Genomic DNA, 20,831 nt, shown 5'->3' on the forward strand with positions numbered 1-20,831 from the left:
TCTCCTGTCAGCGACTGGGGCAACAGGAGAGACCGTAGCAGATAGTTTTGTTACAGACTATCTTTTACGGATCGAGATGCGGGAGGGCCGTGTCGCCCGCTACCCCTTCTGGCGCGCCCGCCGGGCCGGCCGAGGGCCCTCCGCCGGAATCTCCAGATGCCCCCTGGCCAGGCGGTTCAGCGCCCGGAGCAACACCTCGCGCTCGTCGTCGGGCAGGGAGTCGAGGGTGCTCCCGTGGACGCGGTCGACGATCTTCTGGCTCTCCTTGGCGACCTTCGCCCCCTCCTCGGTCACCGCGATGATCCGCGCCCGCCGGTCCGTGCTGGACGGCCTGCGCTCGGCCAGGCCCGCCTTCTCCAGGGCGTCGACGGTCACCACCATCGTGGTCTTGTCCATGTCCCCGATCTCGGCGAGCTGCGCCTGGGTGCGCTCCTCCTCCAGGGCGTGGACGAGGACGCAGTGCATCCGCGGGGTCAGCCCGATCTCGCCGAGCTGCGCGCTCATCTGGGTCCGCAGTACGTGGCTCGTGTGGTCCAGGAGGTAGGACAGGTCCGGTGTCATGCCGCCAGGGTAGCGAAATCGATCCGTCGCGGATTATCAGGAAGCGGATGACCTGAGGGGGGGAGGAGGTCGGCTCAGCCGCCGGAAGCGATCCGGTACGCCCCCGGCGTCGTCCCCGTCCAGCGCCGGAACGCCCGGTGAAAGGCGGTGTCCTCCGAGAACCCCAGCCGCGCGGCGAGCTCGGCGATCGGCTCCCCGCTCTCCGCCAGGCCCGCGATCGCCGCATCCCGCCGCACGTGGTCCTTCAGCTCCTGGAAGGAGGTCCCCTCCTGTCGGAGCCGCCGCCGCAGCGTCGCCGGCGACACCGCCAGGCGCGCCGCCACCTCGCCGAGCGCGGGCAGCCGCGGCGACGTGCGCAGCCGCTGCGTCAGGGTCCGGCGCACCTGCTCCGCGACCGTGGTCCCGTACTCCGGGCGCGACAGCAGGTCGAAGGGGGCCCGGCGCAGCATCGCGTCGAGCGCGACCTCGTCCCGTACGAGCGGTGCGGTCAGCCAGTGCGCGGCGAAGGCGGCGCCCGTACGGTCCTCTCCGAAGCGGACCGGGCAGTCGAAGAGGACCTCGTACTCGTCCTCGTGCGGCGGCGGGGGATACGAGAAGGCGGCGTACACGAGGGGGATGCGGCGCCCCACCAGCCAGCTGCTCAGCCGGTGCCAGATGGCGAGCACGCACTCGGTGAGGAACCGGTCCTCGTCCCGCGCGAACGCGCCCAGCACGGTGAACCGGGCCTCGGTGCCCTCGACTTCGAGCGCCAGCTCGGGCCCGCCGGGAAACAGCCCGTAGAACGCTGCCGCGCGCTCCATGGCCGCGCCCAGATCGCGGCAGCCGAGCGAGGCGTGACACATCATCGCGAAGGTGCCGGGGCGGCTCGGGACCGGGCTCAGCGCGAGGAACTCGTCCTGCGTGGTCCGGTACAGCGCCCGGAAGAGGCGGGCGAACTGCGCGGGCGTGATCCGCGCCCGGTCGTCGCCCAGCAGCAGCGGTGGGATCTGCGCCTCCTGGAGCAGCGGCACGGTGTCGATGCCGCTGTCGCGGGCCCCCGCGAGCAGGGCACGCACATGGTGCACGGTGATCGTCCGCCTTCCCATGGGTTCGACGGTAGCCCCAATGAGCGCTGGGGTCAGCGGGGGTGACGCTTCCGGTCATGCCGCCGGACGGGTACGGCTGCCTAGCGTCGGGGGAGGCGAGGGTAGTCGGGGATGTCGGGGGATGTCGGGGCTAATCGGGGGTCACCAATCCCGGGAGGGCATGCGATGGACGTTCGGCCGAGCACGCTGGCGGTGTTCACCCAGTGGACGGAGGAGCAGTACGGGCCGGAGACGGCCCTCCGCTTCCGCGCGCCCGATGGCGGGGGCGGGGGCGGGGGCGGGCAGTGGCAGACGCGTACGTACGGGGAACTGGGCGCGGAGGCACGGGCCGTCGGGCGCGCGCTGATCGGCCTGGGCGTGGCCGCCGGGGAACGGGTCGCCGTACTGGCGGAGACCCGGCCGCAGTGGACGTACACGCACTTCGGAGTGGCGGCGGCCGGGGCGGTCCTCGTCCCGGTCTACCCGACGGCGGGGCAGGAGGAGGTCGCCTGGGTCCTGTCGGACTCGGAGTCGGTGGTCGTGGTCTGCGACGACGGGCGGCAGGCGGAACGGGTCGAGGCGCTGCGGGCGACGGGGAAACTGCCCGCGCTGCGGGCGGTGGTGCTGATGGACGAGCTGCCCGCCCGGCGGCAGGACGGCTCGGAGTCCGAACTCCTCGCGCGCGCGGCGGCCGTGACCCCCGACGCGGACGCGTCGATCGTCTACACCTCGGGCACGACGGGCCTGCCGAAGGGCTGCCGCCTCACCCACGGGAACCTGGGCGCGATCCTGGACGCCACCCTCCCGCTGATGACGGGCGGGCCGGGGGACCGGACGTACCTGTACCTGCCGCTGGCGCACATGCTGGCCCAGCTGATCCAGTACACGACGCTGCTCCAGGGCGGCGAGCTGTGCTACTTCGGGGGCCGGATCGAGGACGTGCTGGCGGAGGTGGCGGCGGTCGGCCCGACCCATCTCCCTTCCGTGCCACGGCTGTTCGAGAAGATGCACTCGGTGGTGCTCTCGCTGGCGGAGTCCGAGGAAGGCGGGCGGGAGCGCTTGGAGGAGGCGGTACGGGTGGGGGTGCTGGCGGCGGACGGCCGGCTGCCGGATGCGCTGCGGCCGGATTGGGAGGCGGCGGACAAGACCCTCTACTCCCTCGTCCGGGGCGCGTTCGGGGGCCGGCTGAAGTGGGCGCTCACCGGCGGCGCCCCGATCGCCCCGTCGACCCTCGACTTCCTGCGGGCCTGCGGGATCGCGGTGTTCGAGGGGTACGGGATGACCGAGTCGGGCGGCGTCATCTCCCTCAACCACCCCGGGGCGGTGCGCTACGGGTCGGTGGGCCGCCCGATCGAGGGCTGCGAGGTCCGGATCGCCGAGGACGGCGAGGTGCTGGCGCGGGGTCCGATGGTGTTCCCGGGCTACCACGCGAACGCGGCGGCGACGGCGGAGATGCTGGACGGGGAGGGCTGGCTGCACACCGGCGACCTGGGGGAGCTGGACGGTGACGGCTTCCTGCACATCACCGGGCGCAAGAAGGAACTGATCATCACGTCGTCCGGCAAGAACCTCACCCCGACCGAGGTCGAATTCGCCATCCAGCGCTCGCGCTACGTCTCCCGCGCGGTGATGATCGGCGACCACCGCCCGTACCCGGTCGCCCTGATCACCCTGGACGCGGAGGAGATCGCCGCCTGGGCGCAGCGCGAGGGCCTCGACCCGGGCCCCGCCCCGGCCACACACCCGGCGATCCACGCCCTGATCGAAGCGGCGGTCGAGCACGCCAACACCACGGTCTCCCGCCCGGCCCGCATCCGCGCCTTCCACATCCTCCCGGAGGACCTCACGATCGCGGCGGGGACACTGACCCCGACGCTGAAACTCCGGCGCAGCGCGGTGGCGAAGCGCTACGCGGAGGAGATCGCGGGGTTGTACGGGGGGTGAATGGGATCAGGATCTACGGCGAGGCCTCGGCGTCGGCGACGACTGCTTGAACGCCCGGGTCCGGCGTCTGCCATGCGGCCATCTGCTCCCGGAACTTCGGGCAACCGACGATGTCTTCCTCGCCGCACTCAAGGGCATGGGTCAGGAGCTGGTGGGCGTGGTCGAGATCGACCATGCGCTGTTCGATCTCGGCGATCTTGGCGCGGATCATCGTCTGTCGGCGCGGCTGGTCCTGTTGGAACTCGCCGATCTCGACCAGGGTCAGCCCGGCCTGCTGGCACTTGCGCAGCAGCATGATCCGTTCAGCCGCCTCCGGCGGATAGCGCCGCTGGCCGCCCTGCCGTTCGGGCGCGGGCAGCAGGCCGTGGCGTTCCCAGAACCGGATGGCCGACGCCGGCACTCCGGTGATCTCGGCGAGCCGGCCGATCGTCATGCATCGCATGCCCCGCGCCTCCTCTTCCCGTTCCGACTCGGGCGCTTGACTTGAACCTTAGTTCAAGTTGAAGAGTGGTCCGCACGTGGACAGCGGCGAACGAGCGCCGCTGGCAGCAGACTTCGGAGATGCCGGGATGACGGACACACACATGTCGAACGAGCGGGCTCACCAGCTCGTCGAAGCCGCCGAAGGGCTCTTCACCGCCGGGGTGATGTCCCGCTCCGGGCACGCGAACCTCAGTGCCAGGCTCGACGACGAGAGCTTCCTGCTGACGCCAGGGTTCGTCCGCGGCCTGCGGCCCGAACAGCTGGCGACCGTCAGTCTCGACGGGCGGGTCCTCGCGGGAGAGCTGTGGTCCGTCAGCGCCGAGATCACCGCCATGCACAGCGCCGTCTACCGCGCCCGCCCTCACGTGGGTGCGATCATCCACACCCACTCGCCCGCCGCGACGGCCTTCGCCGTGGCCAACCGCCCGCTGCCGTGCCGAACCGAGCCGATGCTGCGCTTCGGACAGGCGGAGGACGTCCCGGTGGTTCCGTGGGGGCCTCGCGGGTCGGACGTATCGGTGCGCGGTATCGCCGACGTCCTGAAACGACGCCCGACAACGGCTTCGGTCCTGCTGGCCAACCACGGCCTCCTGGTCTTCGGCCCGGACTCGGCGGCCACCGCCCACCTCGTGGTGGCGATCGAGGAGAGCGCCGAGGCGGAAATCGCCGCGGCGGCGATCGGCGGCGCCGTGGACTTCCCCGAAGGCGCCCTGGAAGCCGTACGAGCCTCGATCGCGCGGGTCTCGTCATGACGGACGACGCCCAGGACGCCCTGCCCCAACGTGCCGAGGCCATACGGGACCGCTACCGCTCCACGCTCGGAGCCGTTCCGCGCGGTGTGGAGGACCGGCTGCGCCTGGCCCAGGACTTTGGCCGGCTCCCCACCGAAGAGGCGATCGCGGCACTGCGGCACATCGTCCTGACCGACAATCCGCTGGGAGGGCGGGTGCAACAGCTGGTCCACTTCGGACAGCTCCTGGCTCTCGGCCGGGTGGACCCCGCCCGGATACACGCCCGGGGCGCACTCCACGCGGGCGCCGCCGTCACCGACCTCATCGGGGTCGCCGAGACCGCGCTGATCACCGCGGGCGTGCCGGCGTACGCGCTCGGCATCGAAATCATCGCCGAACTCCTGTCGGCCGAAGACGCGGCGGCGGCAGGCTGACGGCCTGACGGTCGGGCCCGGACAGGGCCTAGTCGCCGATGAAGGCGAGGTGGCTGCCGGGCGTCGTGGCGCACGCCTCCAGGTAGGCGGCGAGCTCCCGGATCGCTTCGGCCTGGGAGGCGTTGGTGAAGCGCGCCAAGAGCCCCGGTATCTCACGGAGTGCGGCTTCGGCCTCTTGCTCGTCGAAGAGCGTGTCGTCGTACGGATCGACCATCCAGAGCTTGCCCGAGGTGTTGACGGGGAGCGCGGCGATCACTGCGGCCAGCGCCTCGCCGTGCTCGTAGGACTCGCGGATCAGGGTCGGCTTGCCCTTCGCGCGCCAGTGCCCGGGGCGGCCGTCGTGCCACTGCAGGTTGATTCCCATGGCCCGATCCTCTCGCGGCCCGCGTTTCGTGGTCCGCAGAGGGTAAGGGCAATCGATGCCACCGTGGTGCACGAGGAAGGGTCCACCGTCCTCGTGCACCTCCGGTCTTTCGACGGCCGACGGGGTGCTGAGGGGGACGCCCGCCGACTTCGAGCGGATGAACAGCCACCTGTGGCAGGTCTACCAACTGGCACGTTCGAAAGGCTCGGTCTACCCCGTCATCCGTGACCAGCTGACGACTCTGAACGAAGCACTGGCCGCCAGCCGAGGCAGCTCCCGCCCCCTCCTGAGCGCAGCGGCCGACCTCTTCCAGATGGCCGGCGAAGTCGCCTTCGACGGGAACCGATACACCGACGCCGCAGCCTCGTACTCGCTCGCGGCCTCGGTCAGCAAGGACGCGGGCGCGTACGACCTGTGGGCCTGCGCTCTCGTACGTCACGCCTACGTGGACATGTCCGAGCAGCGCTACCGCCAAGCGGCACAGATGCTGGGCGCGGCCGAGCGTCTGGCCGGTCGGGGAGACAGCGACCTCTCGACGCGGCATTGGGTCGCATCGGTCCAAGCGGAGGCGTACGCCGGTCTTGGCGACCTCACGGCGTGCGAACGCGCACTGGACCGGGCCGAGAAGGTCAGGGACCTCACCAGGGACAGTACGAACGGCGGATGGCTCCGTTTCGACGGAACCCGCCTGGCCGAGGAGCGCGGAGCGCGGTACGTGCAGCTCGGACGCCTGGACCTGGCGGAGGCGACGTTGAAGACCGCACTGGCGCAGACGGCGCTCGCGTCGGGGCAGTCGTATCGGCGCCGGAGCGCAGTGCTGACCGGCCTGGCCGCCATCGGCGCGAAGCGGCGTGACCCCGACCAGGTTCTTGCGTACGGGCGGGAGGCCGTCAGCCTGGCCCGAGCCTCAGCATCCGGGTACGTCGCCCGTAGACTCCAAGCCCTGTGCGACGAGTTCGGTCCCTTGAGCCGTGACCACCGCGTAGCGGAGCTGGGGGCGGAGATCGCCACGCTGAGCACGCCGTGACGAGAGGGGTAGGCATGTCGCAGACCGAAGGTGCACGACTGTTCCGAGAAACCTGGATCGCGGGAGTGCATCAGCACTTCCCCGGGGAGCCGAAGGCCGGCTATGTCACTCCGTGGGAAGACACCCCGCAGTGGGAGCGCGAGGCCGCAGGGTCCGTCTACGAGCAGGTCCGACAGTTCATCGAGATCGCCGGTGGGCACACGGCCAGGCTGTCCCGGGAGCAGAAGGGCCGCTTCGTCGCGACGTGCTGGACGGCGCAGATGTTCAAGCACTTCGAGGACCCGAAGCCCGGCTACGTGGCCGACTGGCCCGACCTGCCGAAGTGGCAGCAGGAGACCGACGCCGACATCTTCGCGGCCATCGAGAAGGCCATGAGCTGATCCTCGACGGTTCTAGTGCCCAGGTCAGCGATACGGCGCGGGCACGGCGGCCGAATCGCCTGCCTACCGCCGACGAGATGTGGGAGTCGCCGCCCTGGGCACTATGAGGACTGTTTGATGCCTAGCTTCAGCAGATACATGGCGTAAGCGACGGCAATGTCTGGATTGCTGCGGAGGATGTCTTCGACGGCAGCATCGATCGCCCCCGTGGCGACTGCCGGATCCATTGCGAAGAGGTATCTCGACTTCTCCAGAAGCTCAACCTCTTCGGGGTCCACTGCGTTGGCGGCCAGGAAGATGTCCGCTGTCGTGAACTCGTGGATCCGCTTCCAGATTTCTCGATCCAGAAGTACCTTCCAGGGCTCGTTGGCCTGGACCCTGTAGCCTGCCGGAACCCTGAGGTCAGGGGGCGGTGTGATCTGCATGGACGTCAGGCGTGAGCGTTGCTCTGCAGCCTCGTCGGACGAGTCCAGCCACTCGGACCACGTGCCGCCAGCCGTCTCAGCGCGTGTCGATCGCTCTTCGGGAACAGGCTGGTCGTCACCCAACTCTTGTGCACGCAACCACAGCTGGTGGAACCGGCGAGCCTCTTCGTCGGGATTCGGCCGGGTGACGGCCTTTGCCGAGAGCACCCGCACGATGGAGTCGAGCTTTGACCAGCGAGGCAGCTGGCCCCGAAGGGCACTCGCCACGGTTTCGTGTGCCACGGTGTCTTGCAGGTCATCGTCTGCGGCAATGCTCGTGCTGATGGACCGTGTGCCAGGGGTGCCCGCGAGCCGGTAAAGATCGTGTAGGGCCATGACCAGGTTCCGTCGAGGTCCGTTCGGCAGTTCATCTTCCGGTGGCATGAGGATCGCCATGTGCGCCCATCCGTGTCAGATTCCGTCAGGACGCCTAGCTTGGCACACGGTCGCGGCTGTCAGGAAGCGTCAGTTTCCGTAGTGCTGGCGCCCAGAAGCGGACCCCCAGTGCGGCCTCCGGGGGAGCCTGATGTTGCGGGTCAGATCGCCCCGCGACAAACAGGCCAGTCGCCACAAGAGCACCTCTCAACGACTCTCTAGGGGCTGGCTGTTCCAAGGAGGAATCCGAGATGTCTGAGAACGGGGAGCAGAGGGCCGGCCGCCCCACGGCGTGGTGGTGGCCTCTCTTGATTGCAGTTGCTGGCGGCGTTGCGTCAGGCGGAGCCAGGGCCGTCGCTGAGTTCGTACTGGCCCTGTAGGGCTGGCCGGTGCCCCGCCCTGAGATCCTGGACCTGAGGCGGCGGTGGGCGCGGGGGCGTGGGCCAGGTGTGGACCGGCGAGAGCCACGGGAGGGCCGGGAGCGGGTCCAGGCGCAGGTCGACCAGGATTCATTCCATCTCGCAGCACTCTCCTGAAAGCCGTTCCCGTGCGAGCGCCGCTGTGGGGCACGGAGCCGCGTAGGCGCGCCGTGCCCTGGGTATCCGGCAGCGGGGAGAGGGGGCGTGATGCGCGCTGGTGTAAGGAAGTTGGGGCGCGGGGCGGCTGCGGTGGGGGTGGTGGTGACGCTTGGGGTGGCCGGGTGGTTGACGTGGCTGTTGCCTGGGCCCCAGATCGCTGCCGTGGTGGGGGTGGGGCCCGTGGACGGGGTCGTCTCGGTCCATGAGTGCCATGAGGGGACGGATGCCGAGGGGTACACGATCGGGACGAACTGCACCGGGTGGTACACGCCTCGGCGGGCCGGTGAGGCGGAGCGCGAGATCGTGCTGGACACCGCCGCCGAGGACTATCGGCGGGGGGCCGAGGTGGAGGTGCGAACGGCGCGGGGGAGGGCGTACGAGCTGTCCGGGACCGCCGTGGGCAACTTCGGGACCGGTGCGGGGCTGCTCCTCCTGCCGTTTATGACGCTGGCGGCCTGGCTGTTCGCCTGTGCGCGGCACGGGAGGGTCGAGAACGGCGAGGGGTACTTCTTCGCGGCGTTGGCTGGGCTGGTCGCCGTCATCGTGTTGGGGATCGTGGCGGGCATCCTCGTCGGGATCGGGACGTTCGTCTTCTGACCGGTTGGTGCGCAGGGACGTTTCTTCGCCTCTTGGTCGGGGGAAGGAGCGGTCGTCGAACCGCCCTCGCCGCCCGGGGGATCAACAGGGGTGGGCGGGTGCGTTCGGCGCCGTGTCAGTCCGAGAAGACAGGGGAGATCTTCTTGTTACCCGTGGTCCTTTCAGCGGTGTTATCCGTGATGGTGACGCCAGCCGCGTCTTCCGACGCCGGCGCGATGTACGAACTGCCGCTCCTGGCAGGCCACACCAACAGCTCGGCTCAGGCGATGAACGACGCCGGAGATGTCGTAGGGCTCTCGCTGGACGACAACGAAGACGGCCATCTCGTGCGGTGGGGCGCCGACGGCTCCCTCACACCCCTCCAGGCCATCGACGGAGGATCGGGGGGCCACGCGGTGAAGATCGTCGAGGACGGCACCGTGGCCGGCTTCACCGACACACCGGACGGTGTACGGCACGCCGCCCGATGGGACACGTCAGGCGCCCTCACCCCGCTTGAGGAGCCGTCGGGCTACACCAACGGCGAGGTCCAGGACATCAACAACTCCCACGTCGCCGTGGGACAGCTCTCGACGGACAGCAGGACGCGCCCCGTGCGCTGGGGCGCCGACGGCCGGGCCACCGAACTGCGCCTGCCCCCGCAGGCGGACGGTGGCATGGCCACCGGGATCAACGAGTGGGGAGAGATTGCCGGTTATGTGTCCGTGCCGGGCGAGAAGACCCGGGCCGTGCGCTGGGACATCTGGGGCCGCGTCCACGATCTCGGCTCGCTCGGGGGCTCGTACAGCGAGCCGACCGCGATCAACGACCGCGGTACGGTGATCGGTCGGGCGACCGACGAGGCCGGGGAGTGGTGGGGCGTCCGCGCCTCACGCGGGAAGAAGGTCAAGGCCCTGCCGTCCCAGGGCATCGGTGCGCGTTCCGTGAGCGTCAACAACGCCGACGTCGTGGTCGGGAACATCAAGGACCACGCCGTGCGATGGGACGGAGACCGCAAGACCGAATTCGCGGTGCTGCCCGGCACGGGCAGGGTCTTCGTCAAGGGCATCAACGACGCGGGAACCAGCGTCGGCACCTCCGACGAGCGCGCCGTGACCTGGGACGCGCAGGGGCGGGTCACCGCCCTTCCGCTTCCCGCAGGCGTCGACAGGACCACGCCGGTCGCGATCAACGCGACCGGGAGCGTCGCGGGCCACGTGGGCAGTTCGAGGAACTGGCCCGTCAAGTGGCGGGCCGTCATCTGGCGGTAACCGCCCTCACCGACCTTCGCCCTCACTGACCTTCGCCCTCACCGACTCCGCCTGCCGGGACCGTCCACGTGGCGGTCCCGGCCGCAGCCCTCGGGAGGCCTGGAGCCCGGCGGCCCGGCAAGACCCTGTGGGCGGAGCCCGGGAAGCCGGGCCGGGTCCCGTGCGGCTGCTAGGCCTTGGCGGCCGGCCGGTAGGTGGAGACGTGGACGCCCGTGGAGCTGGTGGTCGTGGAGACCAGTTCCAGGGTGCGCAGCCCACCGTCCTCGGGGAAGATCGACTTCCCGCCGCCGAGCAGCACCGGGATGATCATGAGGTTGAGCTCGTCGACCAGGCCCTCGGCGAGCAGGGTGCGTACGAGCGTGGGGCTGCCCATGACCGCCAGGTCGCCGCCCTCGCGCTCGCGCAGCTCGCGGATGCGGGCGACGGCCTGGTCTCCGGGGATGCGCGTGGTGTTGTTCCATGTCAGCTCGTCGTCGCCCAGGGTCTCGGTCACGACGTACTTCGGGATGGAGTTCATGTGGTCGGCGAAGGGGTCGCCGGCCCGCTCGGGCCACGCCGCGGCCATCGTCTGCCACGTGCGGCGCCCGAACAGCAGGGCCTCGGTCGTCTTCGTCGCCTCGCTGATGCGGCCGCCCATCACCTCCGGGTCGAAGAAGGGGTGCGACCAGCCGCCGTGGGCGAAGCCGCCGTCCCTGTCCTCTTCGGGACCGCCCGGGGCCTGTACGACGCCGTCGAGGCTGATGAACTCGCTGATGACGATGCGCATGTGAATCGTTCCTCTGGTTCGTTCGGTTCGTTCGGTTCGTTTCGGTGGGTACGCAAGAGAGACCGCCGCGCTCCCCGAAACTCATCGGGACTTCTCGATCCCATGGAGGTGATGTGGATCACATTGCCCCGCGTGTCAGTCGTGGCCGGTTTTCGGTGGATGATGAACGAAGTCGCCGCGGGTTCGCGGGCGCCCGACTGCCGCTGGGGGAACAGGACGTCTACCAGTCGTGTGGCGCCGCCCCTGTCGTGACTCCACGTCACTTCTGGCTTGAAGGAAACCTTCCTGTTGCGTCCCACTCGTACGACGGTCCTGCTGACCGCAGGTCTCGTCACCCTTCTCGGTGTGCCGGCCGCCGCGGCCGCCGATGCGCCGACCAGCCTCTACGTGAACCGCACCCAAGGCTCCAACTGCACGGACAGCGGCTCCGGCTCGCAGGCCGCGCCCTTCTGCACGATCTCGGCCGCGGCCAAGGTCGTGCAGCCGGGTCAGACCGTGCGGATCAAGCCGGCCGTGTACAACGAGGCCGTCACCGTCAACCGTTCCGGGCAGCCCGGCAAGCCGATCGCCTTCGTCGTCGACGGGGCGCAAGCCTCCGACAAGGCGGAGCTGGGGACGGACAAGGCCCTGACCATCAGCGGCGCCTCCCATGTGGTGGTGCGCGGGCTGCGCACCCACGCCGGCGTCAAGGTCACCGGTTCCGCCGATGTCGAGCTGGACCGGATGTTCTCTTCCGGGCCGTACATCGCCATCGCGGTCGACGGTGGAAGTACGGGCGTGCGTCTCACCCGGAGCCGGGTGACCGGTCCCGTCCAGATCGAGGGCGGGGCGCGGGACACCGTGCTGAGCCGCAACTGGCTCAACGGCTATGTCGAACCCGCTGTCACCACGTACGACGCACCCGGCACGATCGTCACGAACAACACGATCCACCTCGACTGCGTGGCGGGCGTCTCGCTCGACGGCGGGTCGTCCGGCTCCGGCGTGTTCAACAACGTGATCTCCATCCAGGCCGCGGGCGGGTGCCCGACGCCCGATGCGCGCCACGGCATCGCGGTGGCACAGAGCGCGACGGCGGGCACCCGCGTCGACTACAACCTGTACGCCGGCCGTTCCGAGGGCGACCGGACGGCCTACAAGTGGGCCGGCACCGCCTACGCGACCCAGGCGGCCTTCCTCGCCGCCACGGGCCAGGGCGCGCACGACATCCTGATCCCGACGCTCATGCAGCAGCCCGGGGAACTGCCCGGCCAGGCCCTCATCGACTCCGGCGACCCGACGGCGCCGGGCGTGCTGCCCACCGACTACAGCGGGCAGCCGATCGCGGACGACCCGCGCGTGCCCAACACCGGCAAGGACGGCGGGTACATCGACCGCGGTCACATGGAGACCCAGGACGAGCTCCGCGGGGTCCGGCTGGAGCTGGAGCAGGACTGGGCGCCGGTCGGCACCACGGTGAAGGCGAAGGCCTTCGCGGACAACACCTGGCACGCCGGGCTCACCTACCACTACGACTTCGGCGACGGCACGGCCCCGGTCGTCACCAAGGAGTGGACCGCCGACCACGTCTACAGCTCGCCGTGCGAGTGCGTGGTCAAGGTGACCGCGGTCAACGGCGTCGGGGAGAAGGTCTCCTCGGAGAAGACGACCAAGGTGACCGCGCCCGGCACGCTGACGGCGGGCTTCACGGCCACGCCGCTCCTGCCGACCTCGGACAATCCGATGGAGTTCATCGCCCCGCTGACCGTCGCGATCGACCCCCGGCCCGCCACCGCGGCGCCGTGGCCGGTGCAGCGCGTGGCAGTCGACTTCGGTGACGGTACCTACGATCACAGCGACCACATGGACCGCGCCTACTCCCACACCTACAGCCAGCCCGGCGACTACAAGGTGACGGTCTTCCTGCGGGACTCCAAGGGCGCGGAGTCGACGGTCAGCAAGACCGTACGGGTCGACTACACCGCCTCCGGGTACGTGGCCACCGAGCCGTTCCGCGTGCTGGACACCCGTACCACCGGCACGCCCCTCCAGGGCGGCAGCGCGACCCCGGTCAACCTGCCCGCCGGTGTGAACGCGCAAGGGCACATCCTGTCGGGCAGCATGGCCGCGGTCGTCCTGAACGTGACCGTCACCGAGGCGACCCAGGAGACCCACCTGAACGTCTGGCCCTCGGGCCAGCCGCGTCCGGCGACCTCGAACGTCAACGTCAAGGCGGGCGGCACCGCCTCCAACACGGTCACCGTGCCCGTCGCCGCCTACGGCAAGCTCCTGGCCCAGCTCAACGCCGGGCGCGCCCACCTCATCGTGGACTTCGTCGGCTACTACCAGCCCAACATCGGGCAGCGGTTCAGCCCGCTCACCCCGACCCGCGTCACCGACACCCGTACCGCGGGCGGCGCGCTGGGCGGCGGGCAGACCCGGACCGTCAAGGTCGCCGGCGTGAACGGCATCCCCGCCGACGCCACCGCGGTCGCGCTCAACCTGACCAGCACCGGGACCACGGCGAACACGCACGTGATCGCCTACCCGGACCCGGCGAAGCGGCCCACGACGTCGAACCTGAACCCGGAGCCGGGCAAGGACAAGTCCAACCAGGCGATCGTTCCGGTCGGCCCGGACGGGACCATCACCCTCTACAACAACTCCGGTTCCACGCATCTGGTGCTCGACGCGGTCGGCTACTACGGCAAGGGCGGCAAGGCCCTCTTCACCCCGGTCGTCCCCAACCGGCTCGCCGACACCCGCACCACCGGCAAGCTCGCCCCCGGCGCCACCACCACGGTCTCCGGTCTGCCCGCCAACGCCATCGGCGCGGCCCTGAACGTCACCGCGACCGAGACCACCGGCGCCGGCTTCCTCACCGTCCACGGCTACGGGACCCCCCGTACCGACGCGAGCAGCCTCAACACCCTGCCCGGCGCCACCGTCCCCAATCACGTCATCACCCCCGTCGGTGACGGCAAGGTCAACATCTGGAACAGCTGGGGCGGCAGCAACCACGTGATCACCGACCTGCTCGGCTACTTCACCCAGAGCTAGCCGCACGCGCAGCACACACAACGGAGCCCCGGTCACCGCGTACAGCGGCGGCCGGGGCTCCTTGTTGTGCGGGGCCAGTTCCAAATGGGTGACCATCGGGGTAATTCGGGCGGGTAGTTGGGTCCGTTGTTCGTTCTGTCATGAGACCGCGGTGAAGCCGAGACGAATGGTGCGTCACATCTGCCGGGGGGACGGCGAGTCTGGTTCGAATACCTGATAGACAGTGGATATTCACGGTCAGTCCGGCCGTACACCTTTGACGGCTCCTGGGGGGATCGCCGCACTGTGAAGCCGCTTCACCGTCACCTCGTCAACACCTCGCGCAAGGTCCTGTGCACGGCCGCGCTCGCGGCCAGCCTGACCACCGCCGCGGTCGTGACCAATCCGTCGACCGCCGACGCGGGAGAGTCCGAGCCCACCCCGGACAGTCCGCAGGCCGCCGACCGTGGTGACGCCCGGCTGGATCTGCCCGACATCGTCGCCGACCCGCCCCCCGAGGCGGGGGCGGGCGCGCAGGAGGGCGTCAGCGGGATACCCGCGACCGCCCTCGACGCCTATCACCGTGCCGAGGTGTCGGTGGCCGCCGCGCTCCCCGGCTGCAAGCTGCCCTGGCAGCTGCTCGCGGGCATCGGCCGCGTCGAGTCCGTCCACGCCTCCGGCTACGGGCTCAAGGCCGACGGCTACACCGAGAAGCCGATCCGCGGCCCCCGCCTCGACGGCAACGGCTTCGCCGAGATCCGCGACACCGACAAGGGCGAGTGGGACGCCGACGCGGTGTACGACCGGGCCGTCGGCCCGATGCAGTTCATCCCCTCCACGTGGGCGACGTGGGGCGCCGACGGCAACGGCGACGCCAAGCGCGACCCGAACAACATCTACGACGCGGCGCTGGGCGCGGGCCTCTACCTGTGCGCGGGCGACCGGGACCTGTCGAACCAGGGCAAGCTCGACGCGGCGATCCTCAGCTACAACAACTCGCGCGAGTACGTGAACACCGTGCTCGGCTACATGCGGCAGTACCAGAACGGCGGCGCGGCCGAGGTCCCGAACCCGCCCGCCGGCAACTACCCGCCCGCGCAGCCGGGCACCCGGCCCACCCCGCCGCAGACGCCGTCCACGCCGAGCTCGACGCCCAAGCCGAAGCCGACCCCGACGCCGACCCCCACTCCGACCCCGACCCCGACGCCGACTCCGACTCCGGAGAAGCCGGCCCCGCACCTGGCCGAGCTGACGCTGCTCGACGGGCCCGGGCTCACGGCCGAGGCCGGAACGGCCTTCACCGTGACCCCGCGGGTCAAGCTGGTCCTCAGCGACGGCAAGCCCGCCGCCGGCCGAGACGTGATCTTCGCGGTCGAGGAGGACGCCACGGGCACCCTCTTCGGGTCGGAGAAGTCCGTGTCGGTCAAGACGGGCGCCGACGGCATCGCGGCCGCGCCCGGCCTGAAGGCGGGCGCCACGGCGGGCACCTTCAAGCTGCGCGCCTCGGCCTACGACACCACGAGCAAGCTCACCGTGAACTTCGAGGGCAGCGTCACGGCGCCGGTCGCCGACCTGCTGTCCCGCCCCGACGGCTCGAAGCCGCTGGAGGCGGTCGCCGGTACGAGCATCACGGGCGTCGAGGTCTTCGCCACGGCCAAGGGCAAGGCGGCCGCGGTGTCCGGCGTCGTGGCCGGCCTGGGCGAGGAGAAGGACGGCAAGTGGGTGCCGGCGGACCCGGCGACCGCGAAGGGCCCGTACTTCAAGGACGAGACCGGCAAGAAGGTCTACACCATCCCGCTGGCCAAGACCGGCGCCGACGGCCGGATCGTCCTGCCGGAGCTCTTCACGGACACCGACGCCACGCCGGGCAAGTACCAGCTCCGCCTGACCACCCCGCAGGGCGTGACCCTGATCCTGTCGATCACGATCACAGCCCCCACCCCGGACGCCCCGAAGTAATCCGGAGCCCGACGCCCGACGCCCGGCCCCGGGCCGCCCGTGTACGCAGCCGCCCCGGCACCGTTTCGACGGTGCCGGGGCGGTTTGCGTGCACCCGCCACCCACCCCGGGAGGGCAAAGGCAGGAGCCCTGCTCCTCTCTGCTCGCGCAGAGAGGAGCAGGGCTCCTTGGGTACTGCTTTCCAACCCGCGATTAGGTTGGCCCAGGCGACTAGGCCGGGGTGACGTTCTCCGCCTGCGGGCCCTTCGGACCCTGCGTGACGTCGAAGTTCACCATCTGGTTCTCCTCGAGGGAGCGGAAGCCAGAGGCGTTGATCGCGGAGTAGTGGACGAAGACATCCGGGCCGCCGCCGTCCTGGGCGATGAAGCCGAAGCCCTTTTCAGCGTTGAACCACTTCACGGTTCCGGTAGCCATGAGCCCTCCTATGGGCCAAAGGGTCGCCCTGCTCCAGAACCTGCTAAGAAGTCTGAAAACTACAAAAGCCTGCGGGTCACATTCTCCGCAGGCCTCGTACTGCAAGGGAAACCAAACTGCAACTTGCGTCGAGCCTAGCACGCACCCTGCGGCCGAGACCAGAGGGAAAGATCACGTCACCCGGACGTTTGAGACCCGCCGGAAGGCTGACGGACACACGGGGACTAGTCTCGCGATGTGGACGTCTACCGCAGCCGGCCCCGCGTCGGCCACATCCAGTTCCTGAACTGCCTGCCCCTCTACTGGGGGCTCGCCCGAACCGGCACGCTGCTGGACCTGGAGCTGACCAAGGACACCCCCGAAAAGCTGAGCCAGCGCCTCGTCGAGGGTGAGCTGGACATCGCCCCGATCACCCTCGTGGAGTTCCTCCGGAACTCCGACCAGCTCGTGGCCTTCCCCGATCTCGCGGTCGGCTGCGACGGCCCCGTGATGTCCTGCGTGATCGTTTCGCAGGTGCCGCTGGACCGGCTCGACGGAGCCCGCGTCGCCCTCGGCTCGACCTCCCGCACGTCCGTACGCCTCGCTCAGCTGCTGCTTTCCGAGCAGTACGGGGTCCAGCCCGACTACTACACCTGCCCGCCCGACCTGGGGCTGATGATGCAGGAGGCGGACGCGGCCGTACTGATCGGCGACGCCGCGCTGCGTGCCTCGCTCCACGACGCACCCCGGCTCGGGCTGACCGTGCACGACCTCGGGCACATGTGGAAGGAGTGGACCGGACTGCCGTTCGTCTTCGCCGTCTGGGCCGCCCGCAAGGACTACCTCGCCCGCGAGCCCGTCGTCGTGCGCAAGGTCCACGAGGCCTTCCTCGCCTCCCGGGACGTCTCCCTGGAGGAGGTCGCCAAGGTCGCCGAGCAGGCGGCCCGCTGGGAGGCCTTCGACGCGGAGCTGCTGGAGCGGTACTTCACGACGCTCGACTTCCGCTTCGGCCCCGAGCAACTGGCCGGCGTACGGGAATTCGCCCGCCGCACGGGACCGACGACGGGCTATCCCGCGGATGTCGCCGTGGAGCTCCTGGGGGCGCTGGTTCAGGAGCGCTGACGGGGATTACCCGGCGGTAGGGCCAAAGGCCCCGGCCGGGCGATGTGCGGTTTCCCTGAATTCACGCCCTTTTCGCATTTCTGCTGGTGGAAGGGAAATGTAAAAGGGTGACCGCATCCCTTGCCTCCGGCCCTGATCCACCGCACACCCCCTAAGGTGCTGCTTGGCCGGGCGGCACAAGGCGCCTGGGATCACGGGGAATTGGGGGGACGCGATGCAGCCGCTCGAAGCCGGGGAGCCGCGGACCATCGGCGCGTACCGGCTGCTCGGCCGGCTCGGCGCGGGTGGCATGGGCCGGGTCTACCTGGGGCGCAGCGCGGGCGGCCGGACCGTCGCCGTCAAGATCGTGCACCCGCATTTCGCCTCCGACGAGGAGTTCCGAGCCCGGTTCCGCCGCGAGGTCGAGGCGGCCCGGCGGGTGGGCGGCGAGTGGACCGCGCCCGTCCTGGACGCGGATCCGGACGCATCCGTGCCGTGGGTGGCCACCGGGTACGTGGCAGGGCCCTCCCTGGACCGTGCGCTGGCCGCGCACGGGCCGCTCCCCGAGGCCTCGGTACGGGCCATCGGCGCGGGGCTGGCCCGCGCCCTGGTGGCCGTGCACGGGCTGGGACTCGTACACCGGGACGTGAAGCCGTCGAACGTGATGCTCACCCTCGACGGGCCCCGGCTGATCGACTTCGGGATCGCGCGGGCCACGGACGGCACCGCCTCCCTGACCTCCACCGGGGTATCGGTCGGCTCGCCCGGCTACATGTCGCCCGAGCAGATCCTCGGCAAGGGGGTCACCGGGGCCGCCGACGTGTTCTCGCTCGGCGCGGTCCTGGCCTTCGCGGCGACCGGCCGGCCGCCCTTCACCGGGGACAACTCGGCCACCCTCCTCTACAAGGTGGTCCACGAGCCGCCCGAGCTCGGCGCGCTCCCGGCCGGTGAGCTGCGCGAGCTGATCGCGGCCTGCCTGGCCAAGGCCGCCGCCGACCGGCCGGCTCCCGAGGCCGTCGCGGCGGCCCTCGGCGGGGCCCTGGGCGCCCCGGGCTGGCTGCCGGCCCCGCTGGTCGAGGAGGCCAGCCGCGCCGCGGTGGCCCTGCTGGACCTGGACGCCGATGCCGATGCCTCCGGGGGCGGGGCGGGGGCCGACGCCGGCCGGGCTGCCGGGTTCGGCGCGGTGGTCCCGGACGGCCCTTCGGGCCCGGTGCCGTTCACCGCCGCCTCCCTCGGGGGCCCGGCCGGCGTCGGCTTCGGGGCACCCGACCCGTCCTACGGTGGCCAGGGCCAGGCTCCGGCGGGCCCGTACGGCTCCGCCGGCGCGGGCGCCGGAACGTTCGGACCTCCGACCGAGGCGGCGGGCGGCCCGTACGGCCCGCCGGCCCCGACCGCCGGCGGGGCGCTCTCCGGGCAGCGGACCGCCTCGGGCGGGACGGGGCGGCAGGTCTCCGTCAGCGCGGCCGGCCGCCGGTTCAGCTGCACCCTGGTGCTCGCCGCGGCCGCCGTCCTGGCGGTGCTGTCCGGCGGGCTGTACGGGATGGGGCTGCTGCCCGGGCAGGGTGACAAGGAGCGGGACCTGGCCGATTCCGGCCCGCTGCCCGCTGCCTCCGGCCCCGCCTCCGCGGCGCCGAGCGCGACCCCGTCCGGGAAGGGAAGTGCCGAGCCGCCCAAGGGGACCCGTACGGACGTGCCCAAGGAACTCATCGGCACCTGGAAGGGCACCGTCACCACCGCCCGCCTCGGCCTCTCCACGGAGTTCGAGATCACCATCAAGGGCGGCAAGGTCGGCGAGGTCGTCGCCCGGGACAAGTCGGTCCTGGCGCTGCTGGGCACCGACTGCAGCGGCGACTGGAAGCTCTCCTCCGCCACCGACCGCTCGGTCGTCCTGGACACCGCCGGCGGCCCCAACCCGGCCCCGGGGGTCTGCTCCAACGGCTCCGCCGACGAGCGCTTCGCCCTCAACGCCAACGGGACCCTCCACTACAAGTCGGGCGACGCGCCCGCCGGGAACCCCGAGGGCGATCTCACCCGTAGCCCATGACGTGCCCCCTCAAACGAGCTGCCGTCGGGCCCTGGCGTAGGCTGGATCGGTCCGGACCTTGACACAGACACACCGCCGAAAGGTGACTCACCGGTGACCGACCAGGCCGTTCTCCAGTCTGTCCTCGACCGCGCCGCCGCGGGGGGCCGGATCACCAAGGAAGAGGCGCTCGACCTCTACCGCCACGCGCCGCTGCACGCGCTCGGCCAGGCGGCCGACGCGGTGCGCCGCCGCCGCTACGCCGGTACCGAGCACATCGCGACGTACATCATCGAGCGGAACATCAACTACACCAACGTGTGCGTCACGGCGTGCAAGTTCTGCGCCTTCTACGCGGCCCCCAAGGACGCGAAGAAGGGCTGGTCCCGCGACCTCGACGACATCCTGCGCCGCTGCGCGGAGACCGTGGAGCTCGGCGGCACGCAGATCATGTTCCAGGGCGGGCACCACCCGGACTACGGCGTCGAGTACTACGAGCACCACTTCGCCGCCATCAAGAAGGACTTCCCGCAGCTGGTCATCCACTCCCTCGGCGCGTCCGAGGTCGAGCACATGGCCCGCATCTCGGGCGTCTCGGCGGAGGAGGCCATCCAGCGCATCCACGCCGCGGGCCTCGACTCCTTCGCGGGCGCCGGCGCCGAACTGCTGCCGGAGCGGCCGCGCAAGGCGATCGCCCCGCTCAAGGAGTCCGGCGAGCGCTGGCTGGAGATCATGGAGATCGCCCACAAGCTGGGCGTGGAGTCCACCTCCACCATGCTGATGGGCACCGGCGAGACCAACGCCGAGCGCATCGAGCACATCGCGATGATCCGGGACACGCAGGACCGTACGGGCGGCTTCCGCGCCTTCATCCCGTACACCTACCAGCCCGAGAACAACCACCTCAAGGGCCGTACCCAGGCGACGATCTTCGAGTACCTGCGCATGATCGCGATCGCGCGCCTGTTCCTCGACAACATCGCCCACATCCAGGGCTCCTGGCTGACCGTCGGCAAGGAGGCGGGCCAGCTGTCGCTGCACTACGGCGCGGACGACCTCGGCTCGATCATGCTGGAGGAGAACGTCGTCTCCTCGGCCGGTGCCAAGCACCGCTCCAACCGCCAGGAGATCATCGACCTGATCCGCAAGGCGGGCCGCACGCCGGCGCAGCGCGCGACGACGTACGAGCACCTGCTGGTGCACGACGACCCGGCGAACGACCCGGTCGACGACCGCGTCGTCTCGCACATCTCCTCCACGGCCATCGAGGGCGGCACCGCGCACCCCGAGCTGAAGCTCATCTCCACGAACTGACGCGT

At 70.6% G+C, this 20,831-nt stretch carries 18 protein-coding genes and 1 pseudogene; 12 read left to right on the forward strand and 7 right to left on the reverse strand.

Going from position 1 to position 20,831, the window contains the following annotated elements:
* Nucleotides 1-99: 99 nt before the first annotated feature.
* Together ACZ45T_RS23470 and ACZ45T_RS23475 are read right to left on the reverse strand one after the other, a co-directional pair.
* Complete coding sequence (locus ACZ45T_RS23470) at nucleotides 100-561, reverse strand: MarR family winged helix-turn-helix transcriptional regulator (RefSeq protein WP_468444343.1); 462 nt, start codon at nucleotides 559-561, stop codon at nucleotides 100-102.
* Nucleotides 562-635: 74 nt separating this feature from the next.
* A complete protein-coding gene (locus ACZ45T_RS23475) occupies nucleotides 636-1,646 on the reverse strand; it encodes an AraC family transcriptional regulator (protein WP_468444345.1) in 1,011 nt (336 codons plus the stop codon).
* A 165-nt stretch (nucleotides 1,647-1,811) separates the two neighbouring features.
* Here ACZ45T_RS23475 and ACZ45T_RS23480 point away from each other — a divergent pair, with 165 nt between their 5' ends.
* On the forward strand, nucleotides 1,812-3,569 hold the full coding sequence (locus ACZ45T_RS23480; RefSeq protein ID WP_468444348.1) for an AMP-dependent synthetase/ligase: 1,758 nt from the start codon (nucleotides 1,812-1,814) through the stop codon (nucleotides 3,567-3,569).
* 13 nt (nucleotides 3,570-3,582) lie between these two features.
* Here the strand turns inward: ACZ45T_RS23480 and ACZ45T_RS23485 are convergent, their stop codons facing one another.
* On the reverse strand, nucleotides 3,583-4,002 hold the full coding sequence (locus ACZ45T_RS23485; protein ID WP_468444350.1) for a MerR family transcriptional regulator: 420 nt from the start codon (nucleotides 4,000-4,002) through the stop codon (nucleotides 3,583-3,585).
* A gap of 136 nt (nucleotides 4,003-4,138) precedes the next feature.
* On the opposite strand from ACZ45T_RS23485, the gene ACZ45T_RS23490 reads away from it, so the two are divergent.
* Nucleotides 4,139-4,804 carry a class II aldolase/adducin family protein gene (locus ACZ45T_RS23490; RefSeq protein ID WP_468444352.1) on the forward strand — a complete coding sequence of 222 codons (666 nt, stop codon included), beginning with the start codon at nucleotides 4,139-4,141 and terminating at the stop codon, nucleotides 4,802-4,804.
* The gene (locus ACZ45T_RS23495; protein WP_468444354.1) at nucleotides 4,801-5,217 is read left to right on the forward strand and encodes a carboxymuconolactone decarboxylase family protein; all 417 of its coding nucleotides are present in this window, start codon (nucleotides 4,801-4,803) and stop codon (nucleotides 5,215-5,217) included. The genes ACZ45T_RS23490 and ACZ45T_RS23495 overlap by 4 nt, the downstream gene beginning before the upstream one ends.
* Before the next feature lie 28 nt (nucleotides 5,218-5,245).
* On the opposite strand, the gene ACZ45T_RS23500 is transcribed toward ACZ45T_RS23495, so the two are convergent.
* A complete protein-coding gene (locus ACZ45T_RS23500) occupies nucleotides 5,246-5,581 on the reverse strand; it encodes a hypothetical protein (protein WP_468444356.1) in 336 nt (111 codons plus the stop codon).
* Between the two features lie 118 nt (nucleotides 5,582-5,699).
* Between ACZ45T_RS23500 and ACZ45T_RS23505 the strand changes: the two are divergent.
* Nucleotides 5,700-6,608: pseudogene (locus ACZ45T_RS23505) on the forward strand (transcriptional regulator); the annotation flags it as partial.
* Between the two features lie 14 nt (nucleotides 6,609-6,622).
* Nucleotides 6,623-6,988, forward strand: coding sequence for a hypothetical protein (locus ACZ45T_RS23510; protein WP_468444358.1), 366 nt, complete (start codon nucleotides 6,623-6,625; stop codon nucleotides 6,986-6,988).
* Between the two features lie 101 nt (nucleotides 6,989-7,089).
* Here the strand turns inward: ACZ45T_RS23510 and ACZ45T_RS23515 are convergent, their stop codons facing one another.
* Nucleotides 7,090-7,848, reverse strand: coding sequence for a hypothetical protein (locus ACZ45T_RS23515; RefSeq protein WP_468444360.1), 759 nt, complete (start codon nucleotides 7,846-7,848; stop codon nucleotides 7,090-7,092).
* Between the two features lie 737 nt (nucleotides 7,849-8,585).
* On the opposite strand from ACZ45T_RS23515, the gene ACZ45T_RS23520 reads away from it, so the two are divergent.
* Together ACZ45T_RS23520 and ACZ45T_RS23525 are read left to right on the forward strand one after the other, a co-directional pair.
* Nucleotides 8,586-9,002 (forward strand): hypothetical protein, encoded by a 417-nt coding sequence (locus ACZ45T_RS23520; RefSeq protein ID WP_468444362.1) that lies wholly within the window; start codon nucleotides 8,586-8,588, stop codon nucleotides 9,000-9,002.
* Between the two features lie 176 nt (nucleotides 9,003-9,178).
* Nucleotides 9,179-10,252: a hypothetical protein gene (locus ACZ45T_RS23525; RefSeq protein WP_468444364.1), complete on the forward strand. Its 1,074-nt coding sequence runs from the start codon at nucleotides 9,179-9,181 to the stop codon at nucleotides 10,250-10,252.
* Between the two features lie 169 nt (nucleotides 10,253-10,421).
* Here ACZ45T_RS23525 and ACZ45T_RS23530 read toward each other — a convergent pair whose 3' ends face one another.
* Nucleotides 10,422-11,018, reverse strand: coding sequence for a dihydrofolate reductase family protein (locus ACZ45T_RS23530; protein WP_468444366.1), 597 nt, complete (start codon nucleotides 11,016-11,018; stop codon nucleotides 10,422-10,424).
* Between the two features lie 270 nt (nucleotides 11,019-11,288).
* On the opposite strand from ACZ45T_RS23530, the gene ACZ45T_RS23535 reads away from it, so the two are divergent.
* Together ACZ45T_RS23535 and ACZ45T_RS23540 are read left to right on the forward strand one after the other, a co-directional pair.
* Nucleotides 11,289-14,057 (forward strand): PKD domain-containing protein, encoded by a 2,769-nt coding sequence (locus ACZ45T_RS23535; protein WP_468444368.1) that lies wholly within the window; start codon nucleotides 11,289-11,291, stop codon nucleotides 14,055-14,057.
* Between the two features lie 285 nt (nucleotides 14,058-14,342).
* Nucleotides 14,343-15,995 (forward strand): lytic transglycosylase domain-containing protein, encoded by a 1,653-nt coding sequence (locus ACZ45T_RS23540; RefSeq protein ID WP_468444370.1) that lies wholly within the window; start codon nucleotides 14,343-14,345, stop codon nucleotides 15,993-15,995.
* A 210-nt stretch (nucleotides 15,996-16,205) separates the two neighbouring features.
* Here the strand turns inward: ACZ45T_RS23540 and ACZ45T_RS23545 are convergent, their stop codons facing one another.
* Nucleotides 16,206-16,409: a cold-shock protein gene (locus tag ACZ45T_RS23545; protein ID WP_030162033.1), complete on the reverse strand. Its 204-nt coding sequence runs from the start codon at nucleotides 16,407-16,409 to the stop codon at nucleotides 16,206-16,208.
* Nucleotides 16,410-16,646: 237 nt separating this feature from the next.
* Between ACZ45T_RS23545 and ACZ45T_RS23550 the strand changes: the two genes are divergently transcribed.
* The 3 genes from ACZ45T_RS23550 (at nucleotide 16,647) to mqnC (ending at nucleotide 20,826) form a co-directional block, all read left to right on the forward strand.
* Nucleotides 16,647-17,510: a menaquinone biosynthetic enzyme MqnA/MqnD family protein gene (locus ACZ45T_RS23550; RefSeq protein ID WP_468444372.1), complete on the forward strand. Its 864-nt coding sequence runs from the start codon at nucleotides 16,647-16,649 to the stop codon at nucleotides 17,508-17,510.
* A 214-nt stretch (nucleotides 17,511-17,724) separates the two neighbouring features.
* Entirely contained in the window at nucleotides 17,725-19,533 is a 1,809-nt protein-coding gene (locus ACZ45T_RS23555; protein ID WP_468444374.1) for a serine/threonine-protein kinase, read from the forward strand.
* 93 nt (nucleotides 19,534-19,626) lie between these two features.
* Nucleotides 19,627-20,826 (forward strand): cyclic dehypoxanthinyl futalosine synthase, encoded by a 1,200-nt coding sequence (mqnC, locus tag ACZ45T_RS23560; RefSeq protein WP_468444376.1) that lies wholly within the window; start codon nucleotides 19,627-19,629, stop codon nucleotides 20,824-20,826.
* Nucleotides 20,827-20,831 lie beyond the last annotated feature (5 nt).

Source organism: Streptomyces sp. NPDC030995 (assembly GCF_055571215.1).